Raw genomic sequence first — 24080 nt, forward strand, 5'->3', positions numbered from 1 at the left:
ATGCTCCTACGGCTCGATTTACAACATTTTGCCGAAAAAACCGAAAAAGCCACCCCCCGCAAAAAGCAGGAGGCGAGAAAAAAAGGCCAGGTTGCCAAGAGTACCGACTTATCGAATGCCCTGGTTCTCCTGGGCTCATTCTCTTTCCTATCCTTTTACGGGGAACTGGCCGGGCCGAGGATACTTAGGCTTTTTACTAGCGGACTTTCGGATGGGCTATTGTGGGATTTAACGGAAGAATCAACTGTCCTGCTTTTTAAAAACATGCTGATTGACGCGGTTTTAATCGCGGCGCCGATTCTGTTTATCGCGTGGCTTTCCGCTATCGTTTCAACCATATCCCAGGTCGGTTTTTTGATTACCGGTGAGTCCATTAAGATGGACTTGAAAAAAATCGATCCCATTGCCGGGGCGAAGCGGATTTTTTCGATGAGAAGCATTGTCGAGCTGTTGAAATCGATTCTAAAAGTTATTTTGATCGCGACGGTAGCCGGTTTGTACCTCTGGAACCAGCGGGGAGTCGTGCTGAAGCTTCCGCAAATGGATCCTTTTTTGATTGTTTCGACGCTTGCCTCACTGACTTTCAAGATGGGTATGATTGTTTCGTCCGTTTACTTAGTGCTTGCGGTGGCTGACCTTGTTTATCAAAGGTACGACCACGCGAAGAAACTGAGGATGTCAAAGCAGGACATTAAGGATGAACATAAGAAAACTGAAGGCGATCCGTTAATCAAACAGAAAATCAAAGAAAAACAACGCCAGATCGCGAGCGCGAGGATGATGCAGGATGTTCCGAAAGCTGCGGTCGTTGTCACGAATCCAACCCACTATGCGGTTGCGATTGCCTATGAAGCTGGAAAAATGGCCGTTCCGGTCGTCGTTGCCAAAGGTACCGACTTCCTGGCCTTGAAAATAAGGGAAGTAGCAAAAGAGCATCGAGTAATTATTATGGAAAACAAACCGCTTGCAAGGACGCTCTACGCGGGTGTCGAAGTTGGCGAGGAAATACCGGAAGAACTGTTCAAGGCGGTAGCGGAAGTATTGGCCTATGTGTACCGGGTTAAAGGAACTTTAAGCAAGTAGAGGGTGACGAAATGACGTTTAAAAACTTTGGGGTCCTGGTGGCTGTCATATTGATTGTTGTAATGATGGTTATCCCGATACCGACAGTTATGCTGGATATATTGCTTATATTGAATCTTTCGATGTCCATCATGATTCTGTTGATTACGATGAACACGAAGGAACCACTGGACTTTTCAATTTTCCCATCCATTATCTTGCTGACCACTTTGTTCCGTCTCGCCTTGAACGTCTCGAGCACGAGATCGATCTTAACCCATGCCCACGCAGGGAAAGTCATTGAAGCATTTGGAAACTTTGTTATCGGTGGAAACGCGGTTGTCGGTTTTATTGTCTTTCTTATTCTAGTCATCATTCAATTCATTGTTATCACAAAGGGATCGGAGCGTGTCGCAGAGGTTGCTGCCCGCTTTACCCTTGATGCAATGCCTGGTAAGCAAATGAGCATCGATGCCGATTTGAACACAGGAATGATTAACGACCAGGATGCGAGGGCGCGCCGCAAAAAGGTTGAACAGGAAGCGGATTTCTACGGTTCAATGGACGGTGCGAGCAAGTTTGTAAAAGGGGACGCCATTGCAGGCATTATCATTCTGATCATTAATATCACGGCGGGATTCGCAATCGGAATGACAACCCATGGCATGGCTTTATCTGAAGCAGTCAATACATTCACAATCCTCTCGGTTGGGGATGGTCTCGTCAGCCAGATTCCAGCTTTGCTCATTTCAACAGCGATGGGAATCATGGTCACAAGGGCTGCTTCGGAAGGGAACCTTGGCGATGACTTGACGAAGCAAATGTTTTCCTACCCTTATCTTCTTTATATCGTTGCTGGGGTAATCGCCCTGCTCGGAGTGTTTACGCCAATCGGGATTTTCCTTACATGGGGTATGGCCGGGCTGCTTGCATTCGCCGGTTATCAAATCCAGAAACGCCAGACGAATGGGGAGTCAGCACTTGAAGATCATGAAGTTGAAAACGAACTTGAAGAAGTGCGGAGGCCGGAAAATGTCTTTAACCTCCTCCGTGAGGACCCAATTGAATTTGAATTTGGCATTGGGCTGATTATGCTGGCCGATGCGAATCAGGGCGGCGATTTGCTTGACCGGGTGGTTGCCATCCGCAGGCAGATTGCGATGGAACTTGGCCTCGTCGTCCCGGTTATCCGGATCCGTGACAATATCCAGCTGCAGCACAATGAATATGTCATAAAGATAAAAGGAAATCAGGTCGCAAGCGGTGAAATCCTTCTTGACCATTTCCTCATGCTGAACCCGGCTGACGAGGACCATGGAATCGAAGGGGTCGAAACAACCGAGCCAACATTCGGGCTTCCTGCCTTATGGATTACAGAAGATCAGAAAGATGAAGCTGAATTGTTCGGCTATACGGTCATTGACCCATCGTCCGTTATCAGCACCCACCTGTCTGAAACGATTAAAAAATATGCCCATGAAATCCTGGGCAGGGAAGAAACAAGCCAGCTGATCAACCATGTTAGGGAAACGCATCCTTCGCTGGTTGAAGAGCTTATCCCGAACGTCCTGAGCATTGGGGATGTCCAGAAGGTTCTCCAGAAGCTTCTTAAGGAAAATGTATCGGTCAGAAGCCTATCAGTCATTTTCGAGGCGCTTGCCGAGTATGCGTCGTATACGAAAAATACCGATATCCTGACCGAATATGTCAGACAGTCGCTCTCCCGCCAATTGACCTACCAGCACGTACAAAACGGCGTCATCCATGCGATCCAGGTCGGGGCCGCAATCGAGAAAAAGCTGGCGGAGTCGATTCAGCGGACCGAGCAAGGAGACATTCTGGCAATCGATCCGGATTCCGCGAATCAGTTGATTGGGACATTCACGGAATCAATCCAGCAAATGGCGGAAATGGGTATCCGCCCGGTCATTTTATCGTCATCCGGAATCAGGATGTACGTCAGGCAGCTCCTAGAACGGGCATTCAATGATATTCCGATCCTTTCCTATAATGAGCTAGAACCGACCGTTGAAGTGAAAAGTGTTGGAGTGGTGAAGGTATGAAAATAAAAACGTATATCGTCGATAATCTGACTGAGGCCTACCCGCTGATTTTCAAGGACCTTGGAACAAACGCCTTCATCCTGAATTCAAAGGAAATCAAGGTAGGCGGGATATTTGGACTTTTTGGAAGGAAACGGCTCGAGGTGGTCGCAGCCGCCGACATTTCGAAAGAAAGCCCCCCTAAAGAGGAAGTGCGCCAGCCAGAACCCCTTCAGATGGAATCGAGTATGGCGGATGCTGGCACGCAGGAAGTTTTTTCAGAAAAGGAAGTCCTTAGGGGAATTTCAGATAAGGAAGTCCTCAGAGAAATTTCAGAGGTTAAAGGCCTGATTCATTCCATGCTTAAAAGCGGCACGGAAGAGCAGAAGCTTCCGGGGCCACTCGAAAAGTGGGTGAACCACCTTGAGGACCAGGAAGTGGATCAGGAGGTTATCCAGTATATTGTAAAAAAAGCTGAACAAACGGGAAAAAGAGCCGGCGAGGAAGAAATGGGAAGGCTCATTTTGAAAGTTGTCACTGAGCTTTTCCGGGAAGGGGTGGCATCCGAACCGGAAAAAAGCGTACCCGCCGGGCCACCGTCCTTGATTACCCTTGTCGGCCCAACCGGTGTTGGAAAAACAACCACCATAGCCAAACTTGCCGCTGCCCGCGCTTTCCAGAAAAAACAGAAGGTCGGCCTGTTGACATCGGATACGTTCAGGATTGCGGCAGTGGAGCAGCTTTTGACGTATGCGGATATCCTGAACATCCCGCTCGAAGTGGTCATGAAGGAAGATGAGCTTGAAACCGCAATGAAAACAATGAAAGGCCGCCATGTGGTCTTCATGGACACCGCCGGGCGGAACTATCTAGAACGGCAATATATTAATGAAGTAAACCAGTTTTTACGTTACGATACCCGCCAGGAAAATTACTTGGTTTTAAGCATGACATCAAGGTGGAGAGATATGAAGAAAATCGTTGAAGAAATGAAAGCTGTTCCCATCGACAAGCTGATTTTAACCAAATGGGACGAAACGACCTGTTATGGTGCAGCCCTTAATATGGCATACCACTATCCGTACCCCTTAGCCTTTATATGCACGGGGCAGGAAGTTCCTCAGGACATAATGCCCGCCGAAGCTGAGTATATGGCAAAAAAATTGTTGGGGGTCGATGAGAATGCTGCAGGATCAGGCTTATCATTTAAGGCGATTGTCTAATACCCTCACCCCGGGAGAACAGAAACTCTCCCGGGTCGTAACGATAGCGAGTGGAAAAGGCGGAGTCGGAAAGTCGAATTTCACTTTGAATTTCGCATTATGCCTGATGGAACTTGGCCAAAAGGTCGTAGTCATCGACCTTGATATCGGAATGGCGAATCTGGACATTTTAATGGGCGCTGCGCCAAAGGCCAATCTGATGGACATGATCAAAGAGCGAAAAAGCATTTGGGCTGTGCTGGAAAATGGCCCGCTCGGCCTTCAATACTTGGCCGGGGGCTCCGGATTTCATAGCCTGTTCCAGATGACCGGGGAAGAAAGGGACTATTTTTTCGAAGAACTTGAAAAACTTCATGGCTACGCCGATATCATTTTAATCGATACCGGGGCGGGGCTTACGGTAGAAGCACAGCGATGCCATCTGGCAGCGGATGATATCATCTTACTGACGACGCCGGAACCGACATCCATGGCGGATGCCTATTCTGTTGTAAAAATCCTGCACAGCCAAAAAAAATCGCTATCCTTTCACCTTCTTGTGAACCGAGTTTCCCACCAGAGAGAAGGGATGGAAGCCGCGGGGAAGTTCAAGATGGCTGTCCAGTCATTTTTAAATAAAGAGCTGAAAATTTTTGGTGCCATACCGGATGACGCCAATGTCACAAAGTCGGTGTTGAAGCAAGTGCCCTTTTATCTCGAATATCCCCGCACCCCTGCTTCGGCAATGCTAAAAAAGCTCGCCGAAAGGTTTGTCACCGGAATCCCGGCCCAGCAGGAAAGCGGCGGCATAAAAGGCTTTATCCGAAGCCTTTCGAAATTTCTGCAATGATGATGTCTGAAAAAACTTTGAAGGGGGGAAGCATATTGACTTGGAATGCCGAAAAGGAATTAGATCAATATATTCCATTGGTTCATATGGTTGTATCCCAAATGAAGAGGAAATTATCGGACAAAGCAGATGAAAACGAGCTGCTTTCCTTTGGGATGACAGGGCTTTGGGATGCGGGCCTGAAATATAACCCAGGGCAGGGCGTAAAGTTTGAAACGTACGCCGTGCAGCGAATAAGAGGCGAAATCCTTGATGGGTTGCGGCAGACGGACCATGTTTCCCGTACCCTTCGATCAAAAGAAAAGCGGATCCGCAAGGCGGTCGAGGAATTGGAACAGGTACATCTCCGCAGGCCGACACCAATAGAGGTTAGCGAGTATCTCGGCATCAGCGTGCACGAATATGAACAAACGCAAATGCAGCTTTCCTTCATCAACCAGGAGTCGTTGGATGAGCCGGCCGACCGGGACGAGGACGCCTCAGCCAGGCAGGTTGAAGACCAAACAATGGTCAAGCAGGAAGAGTGGGTTGAGACAAGGGAGCGCAAAATGGCCCTTGCTTCCATGATCGATTCGTTACCGGAAAGGGAAAAGCTTACCCTCGCACTTGTTTATTATGAAAACTTGAGCCTGACGGATGTGAGCGTCATTCTTGGCGTACATAAATCCAGGGCATCCCAGCTGCACCAGCAGGCCATCAAACGCCTCCGCAAGCAGATGGAACAGCAGGGATTTGATTGGTAGGTTGTACGTAGCCTGTTTTCGCGTCTGGCGGAAGCAGGCTTTTTGTTTTAAGGGGAGGTTCTATTTTTTAAAAAAGCGGTTCTTTTCGAGGAAAATGGCCGCTTTTTTCTATTGGGCTAAATTAATGATGGCTTAGTGCCGGAACAGCAGTGGTCAGGCGTCCTTTGGGCGTTAAAAGAGGATTTAACGCTTGAACAGCATTGGCCAGGTGGTCCTTCGGTCGTTAAAAGAGGGAGTCGTTGCTTTTCCTATTATTAGGCTCCGCATTTCTTCCACGTTCCAAATTCAACAAGCGCATTAACTCAATAACTGCTCTAATCCTGGACAAGTTGGCATAGTATAAAGTGAACCTTCCATCAGCGGTGTTTGTCCGCTGATGGTTAGCCGCGTTCTACTGCCGCTAATTCTCCGCTAAGGCGGAAATTAAGCGGCAGTACGAACCCGATTGGTTCAACTAAGCCGCTTAAATGCGTAGCGGCTAGTTTCACTGTATCTCACGAATCGGACCTTTAGGGCTTACTGACCCTTAAGAGTGGGGGAGACCGGCTAAACAATTTCTGGGTGGTGGACGGATTGTATTTTGCTTTGCTGATCGGTACGGGAGTATGCCTGTTTATGAGCCTGCGGACTTTGTTCGTCCCCAACAGGATGAGGGGGAGCAGCATCCTGTCGCTGGAAAACTTCCTCTATTTAGGGATGGTCTATTTTACAGTTCTTGTCGGTTTCGGGATGGTGTACCTTCTGTTTGGCCTTTATTCCGTGCCTGTGCTAGCAGAAACAGGCGGATCGGGGGACGGGAGCTTTTTAAGAAAAGCGGGTACTGCTGTGTACTTTAGCGCCATGACGCTCTTTTCCGTTGGGCATGGTGATGTGGTGCCGCTTGGTGTTGGTCGGTTCATCGCAATCCTCGAAGCCCTGATTGGTTATACAATTCCAGCAGCCTTTGTAGCGAGAGCCGTGATGGAAAGGGAATAGGTGGTAGCCAGCTCTCCATGGAAGCCCTAATCTCAAAAGTTGTACAAATTCCCCTATTTGGTTAGTCTAAAGGCAGAATCATTTATGAATGGAGTGAATGTGATGACTGTCCAGACAGGAGCAGCAGCACCGGATTTCAGCCTTCCTTCAGTGGATGGCAGCCAGGTAAAATTATCGGATTTCAGGGGGAAGAATGTCGTCCTTTATTTTTACCCAAAGGATATGACGCCTGGATGCACAACACAGGCGTGCGATTTCCGCGATCAACACAAAAGCTTTGAAGATGTAAATGCAGTAGTCATCGGCATCAGCCCAGACCCGGTTGACAGGCATAAGAAATTCATCGACAAATACGATTTGCCATTCCAGCTATTGGCGGACACGGACCACAGTGTGGCTGAGGCGTATGGCGTGTGGAAGCTGAAGAAAAATTTCGGCAAGGAATACATGGGAATTGAAAGAAGCACGTTTGTCATCGACAAGGAAGGCATGATTTCCAAGGAGTGGCGTGGCGTCAAGGTGAAAGGCCACGTGGAGGAAGCGCTCGAATTTGTCAGGGCGAACGCCTGAGGCCTATTTTTACAGGAAAAGGCTATTGTCCATGCAAATTGCTATGGAGCGAATACGTTATAGTAGGGCATACCTCCTCAGATTATTAGAATTCGGGCCGGATCTTCCGGCCCTCTTTTTTTACCCGGAAAAAGGTTTTGAATATTACAAGATCTTGTTGGAATGGTATGATTGAGGAAAAAATAGGGGTGTTTTTATGAACATATTGTTTACATTCGTACCGCTTGAAAGCGTCCAGGAAGGCATTCGCCAAGAATATCCCGACTTTACGATTCACTTCAGTCGAATTGGTTCGGCGGCCGATTACCTGCCGGAAGCTGAAATCATTGTTACATACGGGGAAGATTTGAACGATGACTATATTCAAAAAGCCGAAAAGCTTAAATGGATTATGATTATGTCAGCCGGAATGGAGAAAATGCCATTCGAAGCCTGCGCCAAGCGGGAAATTCTCGTTACAAACGCAAGGGGAATCCACAAAATCCCAATGGCTGAATTTACAATCGGTACGATGCTTCAGCATGTCAAGCAGTTCCCGGCAATCCGCCGGAATGAAGAGCTGGAGGAATGGGATAGGAAAGTCAAAGTCGGGGAGCTTGCCGGGAAACACATCCTCGTCCTGGGAATTGGCGCTATCGGTGGGGAAACAGCCAGGCTGGCAAAGGCGTTCAGGATGAAGGTAACAGGAATTAACCGAAGCGGCAAGCCTCATCAGGATGCGGACCAAACCGATACATTTGAGAATATCGAAGCCTATTTGCCTGACGCCGACTTCATCGTATCCGTTCTGCCAAGCACGGATGAAACAAAACATTTATTGAAAGAAGAGCATTTCCGGATGATGAAGGATACTGCAGTCTTCATTAATATTGGCAGAGGCGACCTAGTCCAAGAAGAAATTCTTCTTAAAGTAATGCAGGAGCAGGTTATCGCGCATGCCTACCTCGATGTTTTTCAAACCGAGCCGCTGCCTAAAGGGCATCCTTTTTGGAAGATGGAAAATGTCACGGTTACGCCGCACATATCAAGCATTACCGAAAACTACATGCCCCGGTCGCTCGAAATTTTCAGGCATAATCTCCAGGTTTATCGGACTAACGAAGGCAGCTATATAAATGTAATTGATTTGGCAAGGGGGTATTAAGGTGAAAATTTATACGAAATCAGGGGATAAAGGAACAACCTCCCTCATTTACGGAAGCCGGGTCCCGAAGGATGATGCGCGGGTTGAGGCATATGGTACATGTGATGAAACAAATTCTGCAATCGGCCTTGCCCTCTCGCTTTTGAAAAATGAATTTTTTGACGGGAAGGATAAAATCGATGCCGTGTACCATAAAATTCAGACGGAACTCTTTCACGTTGGCGCGGAACTTGCGACTCCTGAAGGCAAAGAAGTAAAATGGGCCATTTCCGGAAAAGATATTGAGGAAATGGAAAAGCGAATTGATGAATGGGATGAGAAATTGCCACAGTTAACGAATTTTATTCTCCCAGGCGGACATCCTGCAGGCGCGGCCTTTCATGTTGCCAGGACTGTCTCCAGACGGGCGGAGCGGGCGGCGGTATCCTTGGGTGAGTCGGTGAATCCGTTGGTGCTTGCCTATTTAAACAGGCTATCCGACCTTCTTTTTGTCACGGCAAGATATGTAAACATGAAACTTGGGGCAGAGGAAAAAACTCTGCACCAATCGTAGCCATTTGGTAATAGGTAGATGAGCAGGCATATTGACAAATGCCCCCATTTTCTTATAAACTAATTATAACAATTATAATTTAAGAATTTATGTATAGAAGAGAGGTGCATGTCGGTGCCGCAACATTTGAAGGAAGCATTGGAAGTTTTAAAAGAATCTGGGGTTAGAATGACTCCGCAGCGCCATGCCATACTGGAGTATTTAATCCAATCCATGTCGCACCCGACTGCAGATGACATTTATAAAGCCCTTGAAGGCAAATTCCCAAACATGAGTGTCGCGACGGTTTACAATAACCTCCGCGTTTTTAAGGAAGTAGGGCTTGTAAAGGAACTGACTTACGGTGACGCCTCGAGCAGGTTTGATTTTAAGACATCCGACCACTACCACATTATTTGTGAAAAGTGCAATAAAATCGTCGACTTTTATTATCCGGGCCTGGACGAGGTTGAGCATCTCGCATCCCATGTGACTGGCTTTAAAGTCGCACACCACCGGATGGAGATTTATGGGGAATGCCCAGATTGCTCCGCGAAGGAAGCGCACTAATCTAATATAATTAGCAAAACGCCCGGATAAGCGCATCCGGGCGTTATTTGTTACTGTTTCTTCTTATTATAGGACTCGTCGAATTCCTTTCCTTCGAGATTAGGATCAAGTGTCAGCGGTTCTCGGCAGTACATGCACATGTCTACCCGGCCAAGCATTTTCGTGTGCCTTTCGCAATTCGGGCATACCACCTGTACCGTCTTTGTTGAAAGCATGCCTATCCAGAAGTAGACTACAGTACTTGCGATAATGAACAAAAACCCGACGAGCATGAATATTGTCATTAAAACGGGTGATGTCCGGAAAAAGATGCCGCCATACATAATAATAAATCCAATGAAAATAAGGCTTAGTGCAAAAGTACGGATTTTATTAATTTTACTCGAATACTTCCCCATGCAATTCCCTCCCGATTCTTAACTATACCATACAAGCGATTTTGGTGGAACTTGGGCAATCGTTTTGGGATAGAAGAAAAAATGGTTTTTAATTAAGGAAGGAAAAAAAGAAATTATTGTCGAAACTATAGCTATCAATGTTTTGGAGGAACGACCATGGAAGATATTCTTCGCCCGATATACCAGGAAAGGGCCAGCCAATCGAATACTATGGGGATTTTATTGGTTGAAAAAAAAGAGAAATACAGCCCGGCCACTGATTTTTTTGATGCAATTCTTTTGGTGATTGTCAATGAAGCCGATGAGCCAATTACGATAAAACATTATTCCTATGGAGAAGAGAAAGCCGCACTTCATACAATTACCGAGGCTAAGTTACGGGAGTGGATGCTCCTTGGTACGAACCGGAAAATTTTCGAATGGCTTTACGGAGCGAAAGTTGTTTTCGACAGAAATGAGTACATAAGAAATTTGCTTACGGAATTCAGGGACTTTCCTTTTTATGGCCGGAAAATAAAGATGGGCATAGAATTTGCCAAACTGATCCGCCGTTATTTGGACGGCAAGGCTTTTTTTGAAAATGGCCAATACCTTGATGCCTATAACCATGTTGTCCATTCACTTCATCATTTGGCGCGCCTTGCGGTCATCGAAAGCGGCTTCCATCCCGAATTAACGGTTTGGAACCAGGTAAAGCAAATTGATCCCGAGCTGTTTAAGCTTTATGAGGAGCTCGTTACAAGCGAAGAGGCGTTGGAGAAACGTCTTGAGCTTTTATTCCTAGCCAGCGAATTTTTGATTCATTCAAGAACCAGGGTAGGGGCGGGCCATCTTTTAAGTGTTCTTAAAAAGAAAGATATTTGGACGATTGGGGAAATAATGAAGGATGAAGAGCTTGTTCATTATTCAGTTGATTTAAGCGTCCTTCTTGAGTACCTTGCTGAAAAGAATTTGATTGAGACGGTCCCTGTGGAAACGAAAAGCCCTAGCCTGTATCATAGGTATTACAAGGTGTGTTAATAAAGGAATAAATATTATTTTAAAAAAGTAAAAAGGTATTGACCTTTAGGTGGAATCTTGTTATATTAATATCCGTCGCTGCGATACGAACCACTAAATAGTTCGTAAGCGGCGGATAAAAAAGTTATTGACACAGTAATTGAGGTTATGATATATTATAAAAGTCGCCTCAATGCGACACGGTGAGTTTCCGCGTAAACGGAACTCGCGGTGATGAGTAATATTGTTCCTTGAAAACTAAACAAACAAGCGTCAACAAACAATAATATAGTGATCTTCGGATCACTAGCCAACGTAACTTTATGAGCTAAACTCATACTCTTTTTTGGAGAGTTTGATCCTGGCTCAGGACGAACGCTGGCGGCGTGCCTAATACATGCAAGTCGAGCGGAAGTTTCAAAAGCTTGCTTTTGAAACTTTAGCGGCGGACGGGTGAGTAACACGTGGGCAACCTGCCTGTAAGACTGGGATAACTTCGGGAAACCGGAGCTAATACCGGATAATCCTTTCCAACACATGTTGGGAAGCTGAAAGACGGTTTCGGCTGTCACTTACAGATGGGCCCGCGGCGCATTAGCTAGTTGGTGGGGTAATGGCCCACCAAGGCGACGATGCGTAGCCGACCTGAGAGGGTGATCGGCCACACTGGGACTGAGACACGGCCCAGACTCCTACGGGAGGCAGCAGTAGGGAATCTTCCGCAATGGACGAAAGTCTGACGGAGCAACGCCGCGTGAGCGAAGAAGGCCTTCGGGTCGTAAAGCTCTGTTGTCAGGGAAGAACAAGTACCGGAGTAACTGCCGGTACCTTGACGGTACCTGACCAGAAAGCCACGGCTAACTACGTGCCAGCAGCCGCGGTAATACGTAGGTGGCAAGCGTTGTCCGGAATTATTGGGCGTAAAGCGCGCGCAGGCGGCCTCTTAAGTCTGATGTGAAAGCCCACGGCTCAACCGTGGAGGGTCATTGGAAACTGGGGGGCTTGAGTGCAGAAGAGGAGAGCGGAATTCCACGTGTAGCGGTGAAATGCGTAGAGATGTGGAGGAACACCAGTGGCGAAGGCGGCTCTCTGGTCTGTAACTGACGCTGAGGCGCGAAAGCGTGGGGAGCGAACAGGATTAGATACCCTGGTAGTCCACGCCGTAAACGATGAGTGCTAAGTGTTAGAGGGTTTCCGCCCTTTAGTGCTGCAGCAAACGCATTAAGCACTCCGCCTGGGGAGTACGGCCGCAAGGCTGAAACTCAAAGGAATTGACGGGGGCCCGCACAAGCGGTGGAGCATGTGGTTTAATTCGAAGCAACGCGAAGAACCTTACCAGGTCTTGACATCCTCTGACACTCCTGGAGACAGGACGTTCCCCTTCGGGGGACAGAGTGACAGGTGGTGCATGGTTGTCGTCAGCTCGTGTCGTGAGATGTTGGGTTAAGTCCCGCAACGAGCGCAACCCTTGATCTTAGTTGCCAGCATTCAGTTGGGCACTCTAAGGTGACTGCCGGTGACAAACCGGAGGAAGGTGGGGATGACGTCAAATCATCATGCCCCTTATGACCTGGGCTACACACGTGCTACAATGGATGGTACAAAGGGCAGCGAAGCCGCGAGGTGGAGCCAATCCCATAAAACCATTCTCAGTTCGGATTGCAGGCTGCAACTCGCCTGCATGAAGCCGGAATCGCTAGTAATCGCGGATCAGCATGCCGCGGTGAATACGTTCCCGGGCCTTGTACACACCGCCCGTCACACCACGGGAGTTTGTAACACCCGAAGTCGGTGGGGTAACCGTAAGGAGCCAGCCGCCTAAGGTGGGACAGATGACTGGGGTGAAGTCGTAACAAGGTAGCCGTATCGGAAGGTGCGGCTGGATCACCTCCTTTCTAAGGATATTGCCTTTAAGGCAATCGGAACTCAGTCCTTCGGGACTGTGATGTTGGCCGCTTGTTTGTTTAGTTTTGAGGGAGCAATCCTTCAAAGCTTTTTTTGACTCTGCCCTTTCGGGCAAAGTTTGTTCCTTGAAAACTGGATAATGTTAAGAAGAAGTAACCAAGAAGAACCGAGTGATCGCCATTTTAGTTTTCTCTCTGGTAAACAGAGTGGAATGACCTTTTAGGTTAAGTTAGAAAGGGCGCACGGTGGATGCCTTGGCACTAGGAGCCGATGAAGGACGGGACTAACACCGATATGCTCCGGGGAGCTGTAAGTGAGCTTTGATCCGGAGATTTCCGAATGGGGAAACCCGCCATCCGTAATGGGGTGGCATCTTTACCTGAATCCATAGGGTATTGAAGGCAGACCCGGGGAACTGAAACATCTAAGTACCCGGAGGAAGAGAAAGCAAACGCGATTCCCCAAGTAGCGGCGAGCGAAACGGGACATAGCCCAAACCGGAAGGCTTGCCTTCCGGGGTTGTAGGACACTCTACATGGAGTTACAAAGGAACGGGGTAGGCGAAGAGGCCTGGAAAGGCCTGCCGGAGAAGGTAAAAGCCCTGTAGCTGAAACTTCGTTCCCTCCTGAGTGGATCCTGAGTACGGCCGGACACGTGAAATCCGGTCGGAATCCGGGAGGACCATCTCCCAAGGCTAAATACTCCCTAGTGACCGATAGTGAACCAGTACCGTGAGGGAAAGGTGAAAAGCACCCCGGAAGGGGAGTGAAAGAGATCCTGAAACCGTGTGCCTACAAGTAGTCAGAGCCCGTTCATGGGTGATGGCGTGCCTTTTGTAGAATGAACCGGCGAGTTACGGTCCCATGCAAGGTTAAGCCGAAGAGGCGGAGCCGCAGCGAAAGCGAGTCTGAATAGGGCGAATGAGTATGTGGCCGTAGACCCGAAACCAGGTGATCTACCCATGTCCAGGTTGAAGTCCAGGTAACACTGGATGGAGGACCGAACCCACGTACGTTGAAAAGTGCGGGGATGAGGTGTGGGTAGCGGTGAAATTCCAATCGAACCTGGAGATAGCTGGTTCTCTCCGAAATAGCTTTAGGGCTAGCCTCACGTAGTGAGAGTCTTGGAGGTAGAGCACTGTTTGGACTAGGGGCCCCCATCGGGTTACCGAATTCAGACAAACTCCGAATGCCAAAGACTTATCCGTGGGAGTCAGACTGCGAGTGATAAGATCCGTAGTCAAGAGGGAAACAGCCCAGACCACCAGCTAAGGTCCCAAAGTATACGTTAAGTGGAAAAGGATGTGGAGTTGCTTAGACAACCAGGATGTTGGCTTAGAAGCAGCCACCATTTAAAGAGTGCGTAATAGCTCACTGGTCGAGTGACTCTGCGCCGAAAATGTACCGGGGCTAAACGTATCACCGAAGCTGTGGATTGACATCTTCGATGTCAGTGGTAGGAGAGCGTTCCAAGGGCGTTGAAGCAGGACCGGAAGGACCTGTGGAGCGCTTGGAAGTGAGAATGCCGGTATGAGTAGCGAAAGATGGGTGAGAATCCCATCCACCGAATGCCTAAGGTTTCCTGAGGAAGGCTCGTCCGCTCAGGGTTAGTCGGGACCTAAGCCGAGGCCGAAAGGCGTAGGCGATGGACAACAGGTTGATATTCCTGTACCACCTCTTCATCGTTTGAGCAATGGGGGGACGCAGGAGGATAGGGTAAGCGCACTGTCGGATATGTGCGTCTAAGCAGTTAGGCTGGAAAGCAGGCAAATCCGCTTTCCGTGACGGCTGAGCTGTGACAGCGAGGGAAATTTAGTACCGAAGTTCCTGATTCCACACTGCCAAGAAAAGCCTCTAGCGAGATGGAAGGTGCCCGTACCGCAAACCGACACAGGTAGGCGAGGAGAGAATCCTAAGGTGAGCGAGAGAACTCTCGTTAAGGAACTCGGCAAAATGACCCCGTAACTTCGGGAGAAGGGGTGCTCTTTAGGGTTCATAGCCCTGAAGAGCCGCAGTGAATAGGCCCAGGCGACTGTTTAGCAAAAACACAGGTCTCTGCGAAGCCGCAAGGCGAAGTATAGGGGCTGACGCCTGCCCGGTGCTGGAAGGTTAAGAGGAGGGGTTAGCGCAAGCGAAGCTCTGAATCGAAGCCCCAGTAAACGGCGGCCGTAACTATAACGGTCCTAAGGTAGCGAAATTCCTTGTCGGGTAAGTTCCGACCCGCACGAAAGGCGTAACGATCTGGGCACTGTCTCAACGAGAGACTCGGTGAAATTATAGTACCTGTGAAGATGCAGGTTACCCGCGACAGGACGGAAAGACCCCGTGGAGCTTTACTGCAGCCTGATATTGAATTTTGGTACAGCTTGTACAGGATAGGTAGGAGCCTGTGAAGCCGGAGCGCCAGCTTCGGTGGAGGCGTCGGTGGGATACTACCCTGGCTGTATTGAAATTCTAACCCGCACCCATGATCTGGGTGGGAGACAGTGTCAGGCGGGCAGTTTGACTGGGGCGGTCGCCTCCCAAAATGTAACGGAGGCGCCCAAAGGTTCCCTCAGAATGGTTGGAAATCATTCGCAGAGTGTAAAGGCACAAGGGAGCTTGACTGCGAGACCTACAAGTCGAGCAGGGACGAAAGTCGGGCTTAGTGATCCGGTGGTTCCGCATGGAAGGGCCATCGCTCAACGGATAAAAGCTACCCCGGGGATAACAGGCTTATCTCCCCCAAGAGTCCACATCGACGGGGAGGTTTGGCACCTCGATGTCGGCTCATCGCATCCTGGGGCTGTAGTCGGTCCCAAGGGTTGGGCTGTTCGCCCATTAAAGCGGTACGCGAGCTGGGTTCAGAACGTCGTGAGACAGTTCGGTCCCTATCCGTCGTGGGCGCAGGAAATTTGAGAGGAGCTGTCCTTAGTACGAGAGGACCGGGATGGACGCACCGCTGGTGTACCAGTTGTCTTGCCAAAGGCATCGCTGGGTAGCTATGTGCGGACGGGATAAGTGCTGAAAGCATCTAAGCATGAAGCCCCCCTCAAGATGAGATTTCCCATTCGTAAGAAGTAAGATCCCTGAAAGATGATCAGGTTGATAGGTCAGAGGTGGAAGCACGGCGACGTGTGGAGCTGACTGATACTAATCGATCGAGGACTTAACCAAATAGATTGCTCGTTCTTCCGAACTTCTTCTGAAAATTATCCAGTTTTGAGGGAATGAAATTTCCACTTGAAAAAACCTGAAAAGGTATTATAATAAAGTATGTCTGATTCAATGTCTGGCAGTTATGGCGAGAAGGCCACACCCGTTCCCATACCGAACACGGAAGTTAAGCTTCTCAGCGCCGATGGTAGTTGGGGCCTTGCCCCTGTGAGAGTAGGACGCTGCCGGGCTTTGATTAAATACTATTCCGCAGTAGCTCAGTGGTAGAGCAATCGGCTGTTAACCGATCGGTCGTAGGTTCGAGTCCTACCTGCGGAGCCAACAAATGGAGAGCTGTCCGAGTGGCCGAAGGAGCACGATTGGAAATCGTGTATACGCTAACCGCGTATCAAGGGTTCAAATCCCTTGCTCTCCGCCATATATATTTTAATACTGGCCCCTTGGTCAAGCGGTTAAGACACCGCCCTTTCACGGCGGTAACACGGGTTCGAATCCCGTAGGGGTCACCATACATTGGAGGATTAGCTCAGCTGGGAGAGCATCTGCCTTACAAGCAGAGGGTCGGCGGTTCGATCCCGTCATCCTCCACCATAGGTTTATATTTTTTATTGTCGCGGGGTGGAGCAACGAGCGTTGCCTCACTGATTAAACTGCGAGTTGTACCCATCGAGCTGCTTCTTGAGTTAGCCTACTGAGATGGGGACAGTCAATGCTCCCAATGAGCATGACAAAAATGTAATATTTTTTTATCGTCGCGGGGTGGAGCAGTCCGGTAGCTCGTCGGGCTCATAACCCGAAGGTCGCAGGTTCAAATCCTGCCCCCGCAATTTGGTCTGGTAGTTCAGTTGGTTAGAATGCCTGCCTGTCACGCAGGAGGTCGCGGGTTCGAGTCCCGTCCAGACCGCCATTTATGGCTCAGTAGCTCAGTCGGTAGAGCAAAGGACTGAAAATCCTTGTGTCGGCGGTTCGATTCCGTCCTGAGCCATATTTAATTTAATTTATATTCACTATGCCGGTTTAGCTCAATTGGTAGAGCAACTGACTTGTAATCAGTAGGTTGGGGGTTCAAGTCCTCTAGCCGGCACCATTTTTTCGGTGGGGTAGCGAAGTGGCTAAACGCGGCGGACTGTAAATCCGCTCCCTCAGGGTTCGGCGGTTCGAATCCGTCCCCCACCACCATTTATACAGGGGTATAGTTTAAAGGTAGAACGAAGGTCTCCAAAACCTTTGGTGTGGGTTCGATTCCTACTACCCCTGCCAATTTTCCCAATAATGGCGGTCGTGGCGAAGTGGTTAACGCACCAGATTGTGGCTCTGGCACTCGGGGGTTCGATTCCCCTCGATCGCCCCATTTATGTTTAAATATTGATATTGGGCTATAGCCAAGCGGTAAGGCAACGGACTTTGACTCCGTCACTCGTAGGTTCGAATCCTGCTAGCCCAGCCATTTATGCGGAAGTAGTTCAGTGGTAGAACACCACCTTGCCAAGGTGGGGGTCGCGGGTTCGAATCCCGTCTTCCGCTCCATTATTCGGCGGCATAGCCAAGTGGTAAGGCAAAGGTCTGCAAAACCTTTATTCACCGGTTCGAATCCGGTTGCCGCCTCCATCATACAAAGTCCAATTCATTTTATTATGCCGGTGTGGCGGAATTGGCAGACGCGCACGACTCAAAATCGTGTTCCGAAAGGAGTGCCGGTTCGACCCCGGCCACCGGTATCTGAAAACGTTGAAATGACGCTGTTCTACACAAGATGTAGAACGGCGTTTTTTCGTTTATGCGGAACGATCCAGCAATTAAAATCGTACGCGGTGGAAACGAATAACACTGTAATGGGGACGTCATTATGGCCTGTACTAGACGCCAGAACGAACTATCTATGACGGAGGACATGTCGAAGCACTGTTGCAGCCTGCGCTCCGATTATCTGGATTTTGAGGGAATCCGTTAGAACTTTGGGTTAAGGAGTGCGAAATTCGAATTTACGCTCGTTAAGGTGGCCGCCTATACATACGAGGTAACTGGCAGTGTGCATTAAGTGGACAAGCTGACGTAGCAAAATGCACATCGAGCAGGATGCGGAAGTTATACGTGGCTAATGTGGCGGGCGTTGTTAATGTCCAGGTTATCGAGGTTTACCGGACATTACTTTTATTATATTGCATCGGTCGATATACTTAGCTATTATAGGGTACTTTCCCGAAACGTAGCCGTTCTCATTCGGATTGCTTCTCGTGATGTAGACACCGTTTCAACGGACTTTTTAATGTATATACATATCGGCACGACTCAAAACCCGTGATCCGTGAGGAGTATCGGTTCGACCCCACCATCATTTTTGAATGCTTTAGTTAAGTAATATCCGTAATATAGCTCAAGAACATTGGTGTATCAGTGTTCTTGAGCGTTTTTATATATTTTTTTATAACGATACCAATCGAAGCAATATTTTTGGACTTTTTATTTGGTGTCATAACCCAAAAATTGCACGAGATATGGATGTCATACCTATTTTTTTCGGGACATACTAAAACTAGATAGAAGGTGACAATTTTTACGACACTTTTTTACAAGACTCGAGTTTTTCTAATTGACTTTAAGTAGTTGTATTGTAAGATGGAAGTAATGATTTTTTAATATTCCAATTATTAAGAACACAATTCCATACTCTAAAATTATTTTAATTGGAAAATAATTAGAAAGGTGTGTGCTTGTTGGAAAAAGAGAAGAAAATCGCAAAACAGGGGGAACAATCAGGCAGACTGGAACGTATGGGTATTTCTTTAGCAAATTGGAGTGAGAAGTGGTTTCCAGATGCGTATATTTTTGCTGCAGTTGCAGTTGTGATCGTTGCAATAATTGCTTTATTAATGGGAAGGACTCCTGTCGAGGTGGGGGTCGATTTTGGAAAACACTATTGGGATTTGATTCCTTTTACAATGCAAATGGCTTTTATTATTATTACAGGCTACGTAGTGGCTTCTTCAAAACCTGTTCATAAGCTCATTGCTAAGATGGCGACAATTCCTAAATCACCGAAAGTAGCTGTAGCTTTTGTAGCATTCTTTGCCTTAGTTACATCATTAATTAGTTGGGGATTTAGCTTAGTGTTTAGTGGTATCCTGATTAAAGAAATCAGTAATCGAGTCAAGGGTGTCGATTATCGAGCCATGGCAGCAGCAGGGTTCTTAGGTCTTGGAAGTATTTGGGCATTAGGGCTTTCTTCATCAGCAGCATTATTAATGGCAACGAAATCTTCCATTCCTCCTGAATTGTATGAAATTAGTGGTACGATTGCAATGTCGGAAACGATTTTCACTTGGCAGAACTTAGTCATGATTGTTGTTCTAATTGTTTTATCCGTTTGGCTTGCATATGTGTCCGCACCAAATAAGGACAAGGCAAAGACTGCGGAAATGGCTGGTCTTGATTATAGCCGGATAGAATCTCTTGAAAAAAAGAAGGGTGATAGACCAGGAGAATGGTTGGAATATAGCCCAATATTAACGATCTTATTAGTTACTCTAGGTTTTCTTTATATTGGATACATAATGGCTGATGTAGGTCCAATCGCAGCACTAAATCTCAATAATTATAACTTCATACTTTTAATGTTTGGGTTGCTTTTGCACTGGACACCGAGGAACTTTTTGAATTCAGTATCTAACTCAGTACCTGCTATTAGTGGAGTACTTATACAGTTTCCATTATATGCAGGGATTTTCGGAATTTTAATGAATTCAGGACTTAACGATGTATTAGTAGACTTCTTTCTTTCCATTTCGACTGAAAATACTTTCCCAGTCATTGCAGGGATCTATTCAGCTGTTCTAGGGCTCTTTCTACCTTCAGGTGGGGGAAAATGGATTGTTGAAGCACCGTACTTGCTCGAGGCTGCGAAAGAGTTAAATGTTAGCATGGCTTGGATCGTGCAAGTATATAATGCGACAGAAGCACTCCCTAACATGGTTAACCCGTTCTTTATGTTACCTTTACTGGGAGTATTGGGGATCAAGGCTAAGGACCTCGCTGGTTACTCTATATTACAATTGATTTTTCATGTTCCAGTTGTACTTTTCTTAGTTTGGATTTTAGCAAAAACACTGCCGTATGTTGCTCCAGTCTTCCAGTAATTTATGTTAATACCTCGACTCAGTTTTATACTGGTCGAGGTGTTTTATTGCAAAATTCAGCCCAGATTCAAATTTATTACATATATCATTTGGACTTTTTAAAAAAAGTATTAAAAAATGAAAAAGATATTTTACACAAATTTTTCACAAGTCCACAATGAACCCTTATATATGAAGGAGTTAGAAGGCATATTATACCCCGGCCACAGGTTTCAACTATTGACTAGAATTTTGCTTTATTAAGGCTTTTCACTTAATCGTGAAGAGTCTTTTTTTTCTTCTCTCAATAAATATTCCATTTAAATTCATTATCAATTCCTCGTGCCAAAATACCTAATTCCACAACTTATTTTCTTTTACGTCTAATAATTTTTCGGGAAATTCCCCTTTTTTTCTCGAAAGTTTTTACTTAAAAACCTGATATTAAGTCTAAAAAAACCCTTGAATTGACAACATTCGCTTTTTTCCTACAAAAACATTCTATATTCGAAAAATCACTTACTTAAGACCTATGACTTTTTACGCTACCACCAAAAATAGGAATTTAGTATAGTATCATTATACTGAAAATTTAATTTTTTCAGTCGAATACTGCGGAAGGAGGATATTCTCTGCTATTTTCTTTTTTAAAAACATTAAGGGGGAAGAACATGGGTAAAAGATTTACTGCAATATTCCTAATTATTTTGTTAGCATTTGGCAGCACAGGGTTTGCTGCATTTGGCAACATCACACCGGAACAATTAGATTTACATAAACCGACGCTTTCAAAAACAAATCTCACAGCGACTGACCACCAAGGCATTGACCCGGAACAAGAGGTTCGTGTCATTGTTGAATTGGATGGGAGCGCGCCTGTTGAAACGGCAACAAAGAAAGGCGTAAAGTACGATAAGCTGGCCAAAGCTGAGCGGAAGCAGCTAGAAAAAGCTGCAAAAGACAAGCAAAAGGCTGCAAAGGATAATATCAACGGAAAAAAACTTGGCATTAAATACGAGCAGGAATTCAATGCGATCGTAAACGGCTTTAGTGCGAAAGTAAAATACGGTGATATTGAAAAAATCAAGGAAGTGTCAGAGGTAAAACAAGTATACCTCGCAAACGAGTATAATCTACCAACTGAAAAGCCGGATATGAAGTACAGCAAAGAACTCGTTGAAGCCCAGAAAGCTTGGCGTGATTTCGGATACAATGGGGAAGGTATGGTTGTCGGAATCATCGACTCCGGAGTTGACCCTTCGCATAAAGACTTCCTATTAAGTGATTCCTCTGCTGCTAAGATATCCAAAGGTGCGGTAGAGAATGAAATTGCCGAGTCAAGCCTTCCAGGAAAGTATTTTAATGACAAGGTCCCTTACGGCTGGAACTACATGGACAAGAACGATGACATCCTTGATGACAATGCCGTTACAGGCATGCACGGGATGCACGTAGCAGGAACTGTAGCAGCCAATGGTGACGAAGAAGACGGTGGCATTAAAGGTGTTGCTCCAGAAGCTCAATTACTTGCTTTGCGTGTATTTGGCGAAGAGCAGGCATCTACATGGGGCGATATTTATATTAAAGCGATTGATGATGCGATTAAGCTTGGCGCTGACGTATTAAATATGAGCCTTGGGTCGACTGCTGGGTTCGTAGATGCGAATTCACCTGAACAACAGGCTGTTACACGTGCTGTTGATAACGGAGTGGTCATGTCTATTTCTGCAGGTAACTCAACTTACTTTGGAAACGGTTATTTCCACCCATACGCTTCAAACCCAGATTATGGCGTTGTAGGTTCTCCTGGTGTATCCACTGACTCCATTTCTGTTGCGTCCTATGAAAACACACACATGGATGTAGATGCGGCTAATGTTTCAATTGAAGGTGGCGGTGCAGAACAAGTAATGTTCCTATCAGCCGGTCAGACTGCCCCTACAGTGGGTACAAGCTTTGAATTGGTTTACGGAGGATTAGGAAAGCCTGATCAGCTTGAAGGAAAAGATTTGGAAGGTAAATTTGCGTTAATTCAACGTGGTGAGATAGGGTTTGTTGATAAAGCCCTTAATGCCCAAAAAGCTGGTGCTGCCGGAGTAATTATTTACAACAATGCCGGTGGAACCGTTAATATGGCAACCGATGCTGCGATTACGATTCCACAATTATTCATGTTAAAAGCGGATGGGGATCGCTTTGCGGCTGCCCTTCAAGCCGGCAAAGCTGTAAGTGTGAGCTTCGACGGCGGTAAGATGACCGTACCAAACAGTAATGCAGGCAAGATGAGCGACTTTACATCCTGGGGCATCACGCCTAGCCTTGATTTCAAACCGGAAATCACTGCTCCAGGCGGACAAATTTACTCCACTGCTGACCATAACGAATACCAGATTATGAGCGGTACATCAATGGCGGCGCCGCACGTATCCGGTGGTTCTGCATTGGTACTTGAAAGAGTAGATAATGAATTCAGCCTTCAAGGCGCTGCTCGTTCAAAGCTTGCGAAGAAATTCTTGTTAAATACTGCTAAACCGATTTTATTCAGTGGTGCGCCTGTGTCACCACGCCGACAGGGAGCGGGCTTAATGCAGCTTCATGCTGCATTATCAACACCTGTAACCGTGACTGACTCCAAAACTGGTGAAGCGAAAGTTGCCTTGAAAGAAGTAAAAAACAATGTTGTAACGTTTACGTTAACCGCGGAAAACTACTCTGACAACGCAGTAGCCTATGATGTTAGTGCAAGTGCTCAAACGGATGCTCCAGTTAATGCAGGCGGTGGGTTATTTGTATCAGTACCGAACCAATTTGGTGCACTGAATCTAGGTGCGGTTGCAACAGTTAACGGAAAGGCAGTCAACACAATCGAAGTTCCTGCCAAAGGCAAAACAACTTTTGAAGTCTCTGTAGATGTCAGTGGATGGGACTCAACGTTGAAATCGTATTTTACAAATGGCTACTGGTTGGAAGGCTTTGTTAAACTAACCGACCCAACTGATACAAATCCTGATTTGGTTGTTCCTTACGTCGGCTTTAAAGGTGACTGGAATGCGGCTCCAATCCTTGACACTCCAGCTTGGGATCCAATGTCCTACTACGGATACACAGGCGTTATGACACATTTAGGCGGCGGCAAGTACAATTATTTAGGTACTGACCAGGCAACTGGCGAGCTTAACCCTAATTTGATTGCCATTTCGCCAAATGGTGACGGTAAAAACGATAGTGCGACTTATATTTTATCCTTGATCCGCAATGCCAAAAAATTCGATTTGAATGTATTGAATGCTGATGGCAAGGTAGTAAAAGAAATTGCATCCGAAGAATTTGTACGTAAAAATTACTATGACGGCGGCAGAGGAGCCATGTACTACCTATTCTCCGACTGGACATGGGATGGTAAAATGCATAACGGCAAGGTGGCTCCAGAAGGCCAATATTACTTGCAGGTGAAGGCAACCCTGGATTATGAAGGTGCCAAACCACAGACAGTTGTTTTACCAGTAAAGCTTGACGTCACGACGCCAAAGCTAAAGACCACACTTGAGAAAGACGGGAAAACTGTTACGGTAGATGTTTCAGATAAAACAAGCGGCGTCGCCTACTGGTATGTAAAAGTTGATGGAAAACTTCTTTCTGAAAATCCTTTTGTAAATGGAGAAACTTCCTTCGTACTCGAGCAGCCAGTGAAAAACGGCCAAACTGTTGAAGTCATTGCCGTGGACAATGCAGGAAACGCAGCGTCTAACACAGTTAAAGTGGGCAGTAACGGAAACAACGGAAATACAAAGAAATAGAAATTGGTTATAAAATAGAAGGCA

The 24080-nt window shown here is 46.9% G+C and carries 15 protein-coding genes, 15 tRNA genes and 3 rRNA genes; 32 read left to right on the forward strand and 1 reads right to left on the reverse strand.

The annotated features are described in order from the left end of the window. From flhB to perR, 10 genes are all read left to right on the forward strand, one after another. Complete coding sequence (flhB, locus tag V1499_RS03935) at positions 1 to 1083, forward strand: flagellar biosynthesis protein FlhB (protein WP_409273986.1); 1083 nt, start codon at positions 1 to 3, stop codon at positions 1081 to 1083. An 11-nt stretch (positions 1084 to 1094) separates the two neighbouring features. Next, positions 1095 to 3125: a flagellar biosynthesis protein FlhA gene (gene flhA, locus V1499_RS03940; RefSeq protein WP_409273987.1), complete on the forward strand. Its 2031-nt coding sequence runs from the start codon at positions 1095 to 1097 to the stop codon at positions 3123 to 3125. Beyond that, the gene (gene flhF, locus V1499_RS03945) at positions 3122 to 4327 is read left to right on the forward strand and encodes a flagellar biosynthesis protein FlhF (RefSeq protein WP_409273989.1); all 1206 of its coding nucleotides are present in this window, start codon (positions 3122 to 3124) and stop codon (positions 4325 to 4327) included. The genes flhA and flhF overlap by 4 nt, the downstream gene beginning before the upstream one ends. Beyond that, on the forward strand, positions 4287 to 5156 hold the full coding sequence (locus V1499_RS03950; protein ID WP_409273991.1) for a MinD/ParA family protein: 870 nt from the start codon (positions 4287 to 4289) through the stop codon (positions 5154 to 5156). The genes flhF and V1499_RS03950 overlap by 41 nt, the downstream gene beginning before the upstream one ends. Positions 5157 to 5191: 35 nt before the next feature. After that, a complete protein-coding gene (locus tag V1499_RS03955) occupies positions 5192 to 5899 on the forward strand; it encodes a sigma-70 family RNA polymerase sigma factor (RefSeq protein ID WP_409273993.1) in 708 nt (235 codons plus the stop codon). Positions 5900 to 6463: 564 nt separating this feature from the next. Beyond that, positions 6464 to 6874 carry an ion channel gene (locus V1499_RS03960; protein ID WP_409273995.1) on the forward strand — a complete coding sequence of 137 codons (411 nt, stop codon included), beginning with the start codon at positions 6464 to 6466 and terminating at the stop codon, positions 6872 to 6874. A 102-nt stretch (positions 6875 to 6976) separates the two neighbouring features. Further along, the gene (bcp, locus tag V1499_RS03965; protein ID WP_409276220.1) at positions 6977 to 7444 is read left to right on the forward strand and encodes a thioredoxin-dependent thiol peroxidase; all 468 of its coding nucleotides are present in this window, start codon (positions 6977 to 6979) and stop codon (positions 7442 to 7444) included. Positions 7445 to 7640: 196 nt separating this feature from the next. Next, the gene (locus V1499_RS03970) at positions 7641 to 8588 is read left to right on the forward strand and encodes a D-2-hydroxyacid dehydrogenase (RefSeq protein WP_409273997.1); all 948 of its coding nucleotides are present in this window, start codon (positions 7641 to 7643) and stop codon (positions 8586 to 8588) included. Position 8589: 1 nt separating this feature from the next. Further along, on the forward strand, positions 8590 to 9141 hold the full coding sequence (locus tag V1499_RS03975) for a cob(I)yrinic acid a,c-diamide adenosyltransferase (RefSeq protein WP_409273999.1): 552 nt from the start codon (positions 8590 to 8592) through the stop codon (positions 9139 to 9141). Between the two features lie 108 nt (positions 9142 to 9249). Beyond that, complete coding sequence (gene perR, locus V1499_RS03980; RefSeq protein WP_409274001.1) at positions 9250 to 9690, forward strand: peroxide-responsive transcriptional repressor PerR; 441 nt, start codon at positions 9250 to 9252, stop codon at positions 9688 to 9690. 50 nt (positions 9691 to 9740) lie between these two features. Here the strand turns inward: perR and V1499_RS03985 are convergent, their stop codons facing one another. Then, a complete protein-coding gene (locus tag V1499_RS03985; RefSeq protein ID WP_316570384.1) occupies positions 9741 to 10088 on the reverse strand; it encodes a YgzB family protein in 348 nt (115 codons plus the stop codon). 156 nt (positions 10089 to 10244) lie between these two features. On the opposite strand from V1499_RS03985, the gene V1499_RS03990 reads away from it, so the two are divergent. The 22 genes from V1499_RS03990 (at position 10245) to V1499_RS04095 (ending at position 24056) form a co-directional block, all read left to right on the forward strand. Then, on the forward strand, positions 10245 to 11108 hold the full coding sequence (locus tag V1499_RS03990) for a nucleotidyltransferase-like protein (RefSeq protein WP_409274003.1): 864 nt from the start codon (positions 10245 to 10247) through the stop codon (positions 11106 to 11108). 322 nt (positions 11109 to 11430) lie between these two features. Continuing rightward, a 16S ribosomal RNA gene (locus V1499_RS03995) occupies positions 11431 to 12982 on the forward strand. A gap of 232 nt (positions 12983 to 13214) precedes the next feature. Further along, a 23S ribosomal RNA gene (locus tag V1499_RS04000) occupies positions 13215 to 16147 on the forward strand. 114 nt (positions 16148 to 16261) lie between these two features. Then, positions 16262 to 16377 (forward strand): 5S ribosomal RNA (rrf, locus tag V1499_RS04005). Together the 16S, 23S and 5S rRNA genes with 15 tRNA genes alongside form the textbook arrangement of a ribosomal RNA operon. Before the next feature lie 16 nt (positions 16378 to 16393). Further along, positions 16394 to 16468: transfer RNA gene (locus V1499_RS04010), tRNA-Asn, on the forward strand. A 6-nt stretch (positions 16469 to 16474) separates the two neighbouring features. Then, positions 16475 to 16565: transfer RNA gene (locus tag V1499_RS04015), tRNA-Ser, on the forward strand. Positions 16566 to 16581: 16 nt separating this feature from the next. Beyond that, a tRNA-Glu gene (locus V1499_RS04020) sits at positions 16582 to 16656 on the forward strand. A 6-nt stretch (positions 16657 to 16662) separates the two neighbouring features. Beyond that, positions 16663 to 16738 (forward strand) — tRNA-Val (locus V1499_RS04025). A gap of 162 nt (positions 16739 to 16900) precedes the next feature. Next, positions 16901 to 16974 (forward strand) — tRNA-Met (locus V1499_RS04030). Positions 16975 to 16977: 3 nt separating this feature from the next. Beyond that, positions 16978 to 17054: transfer RNA gene (locus tag V1499_RS04035), tRNA-Asp, on the forward strand. A gap of 5 nt (positions 17055 to 17059) precedes the next feature. Next, positions 17060 to 17132, forward strand: a tRNA-Phe gene (locus tag V1499_RS04040). Positions 17133 to 17158: 26 nt separating this feature from the next. Continuing rightward, positions 17159 to 17234, forward strand: a tRNA-Thr gene (locus V1499_RS04045). Positions 17235 to 17241: 7 nt separating this feature from the next. After that, positions 17242 to 17326, forward strand: a tRNA-Tyr gene (locus tag V1499_RS04050). 7 nt (positions 17327 to 17333) lie between these two features. Further along, a tRNA-Trp gene (locus V1499_RS04055) sits at positions 17334 to 17407 on the forward strand. Between the two features lie 15 nt (positions 17408 to 17422). After that, positions 17423 to 17498: transfer RNA gene (locus tag V1499_RS04060), tRNA-His, on the forward strand. 21 nt (positions 17499 to 17519) lie between these two features. After that, positions 17520 to 17594: transfer RNA gene (locus V1499_RS04065), tRNA-Gln, on the forward strand. A 5-nt stretch (positions 17595 to 17599) separates the two neighbouring features. Then, positions 17600 to 17674 (forward strand) — tRNA-Gly (locus V1499_RS04070). A 6-nt stretch (positions 17675 to 17680) separates the two neighbouring features. After that, positions 17681 to 17755: transfer RNA gene (locus V1499_RS04075), tRNA-Cys, on the forward strand. A gap of 28 nt (positions 17756 to 17783) precedes the next feature. Beyond that, positions 17784 to 17865, forward strand: a tRNA-Leu gene (locus V1499_RS04080). A gap of 398 nt (positions 17866 to 18263) precedes the next feature. Continuing rightward, positions 18264 to 18449 (forward strand): hypothetical protein, encoded by a 186-nt coding sequence (locus V1499_RS04085; RefSeq protein ID WP_409274005.1) that lies wholly within the window; start codon positions 18264 to 18266, stop codon positions 18447 to 18449. Between the two features lie 412 nt (positions 18450 to 18861). Continuing rightward, positions 18862 to 20280 (forward strand): short-chain fatty acid transporter, encoded by a 1419-nt coding sequence (locus V1499_RS04090; protein WP_409274007.1) that lies wholly within the window; start codon positions 18862 to 18864, stop codon positions 20278 to 20280. A 650-nt stretch (positions 20281 to 20930) separates the two neighbouring features. After that, on the forward strand, positions 20931 to 24056 hold the full coding sequence (locus tag V1499_RS04095) for a S8 family serine peptidase (RefSeq protein ID WP_409274009.1): 3126 nt from the start codon (positions 20931 to 20933) through the stop codon (positions 24054 to 24056). Positions 24057 to 24080 lie beyond the last annotated feature (24 nt).

Origin of the sequence: Neobacillus oceani, assembly GCF_046237595.1 — a bacterium.
Classification (GTDB): domain Bacteria; phylum Bacillota; class Bacilli; order Bacillales; family Cytobacillaceae; genus Bacillus_D; species Bacillus_D oceani.

Coding starts and splice junctions, on each gene's coding strand:
- flhB (WP_409273986.1), top strand. CDS start 1: ATGCTCCTACGGCTCGATTTACAACATTTTGCCGAAAAAACCGAAAAA.
- V1499_RS04095 (WP_409274009.1), top strand. CDS start 20,931: ATGGGTAAAAGATTTACTGCAATATTCCTAATTATTTTGTTAGCATTT.
- flhA (WP_409273987.1), top strand. CDS start 1,095: ATGACGTTTAAAAACTTTGGGGTCCTGGTGGCTGTCATATTGATTGTT.
- perR (WP_409274001.1), top strand. CDS start 9,250: ATGTCGGTGCCGCAACATTTGAAGGAAGCATTGGAAGTTTTAAAAGAA.
- V1499_RS03970 (WP_409273997.1), top strand. CDS start 7,641: ATGAACATATTGTTTACATTCGTACCGCTTGAAAGCGTCCAGGAAGGC.
- flhF (WP_409273989.1), top strand. CDS start 3,122: ATGAAAATAAAAACGTATATCGTCGATAATCTGACTGAGGCCTACCCG.
- V1499_RS03990 (WP_409274003.1), top strand. CDS start 10,245: ATGGAAGATATTCTTCGCCCGATATACCAGGAAAGGGCCAGCCAATCG.
- bcp (WP_409276220.1), top strand. CDS start 6,977: ATGACTGTCCAGACAGGAGCAGCAGCACCGGATTTCAGCCTTCCTTCA.
- V1499_RS03950 (WP_409273991.1), top strand. CDS start 4,287: ATGCTGCAGGATCAGGCTTATCATTTAAGGCGATTGTCTAATACCCTC.
- V1499_RS03985 (WP_316570384.1), bottom strand. CDS start 10,088: ATGGGGAAGTATTCGAGTAAAATTAATAAAATCCGTACTTTTGCACTA.
- V1499_RS04085 (WP_409274005.1), top strand. CDS start 18,264: ATGTCCAGGTTATCGAGGTTTACCGGACATTACTTTTATTATATTGCA.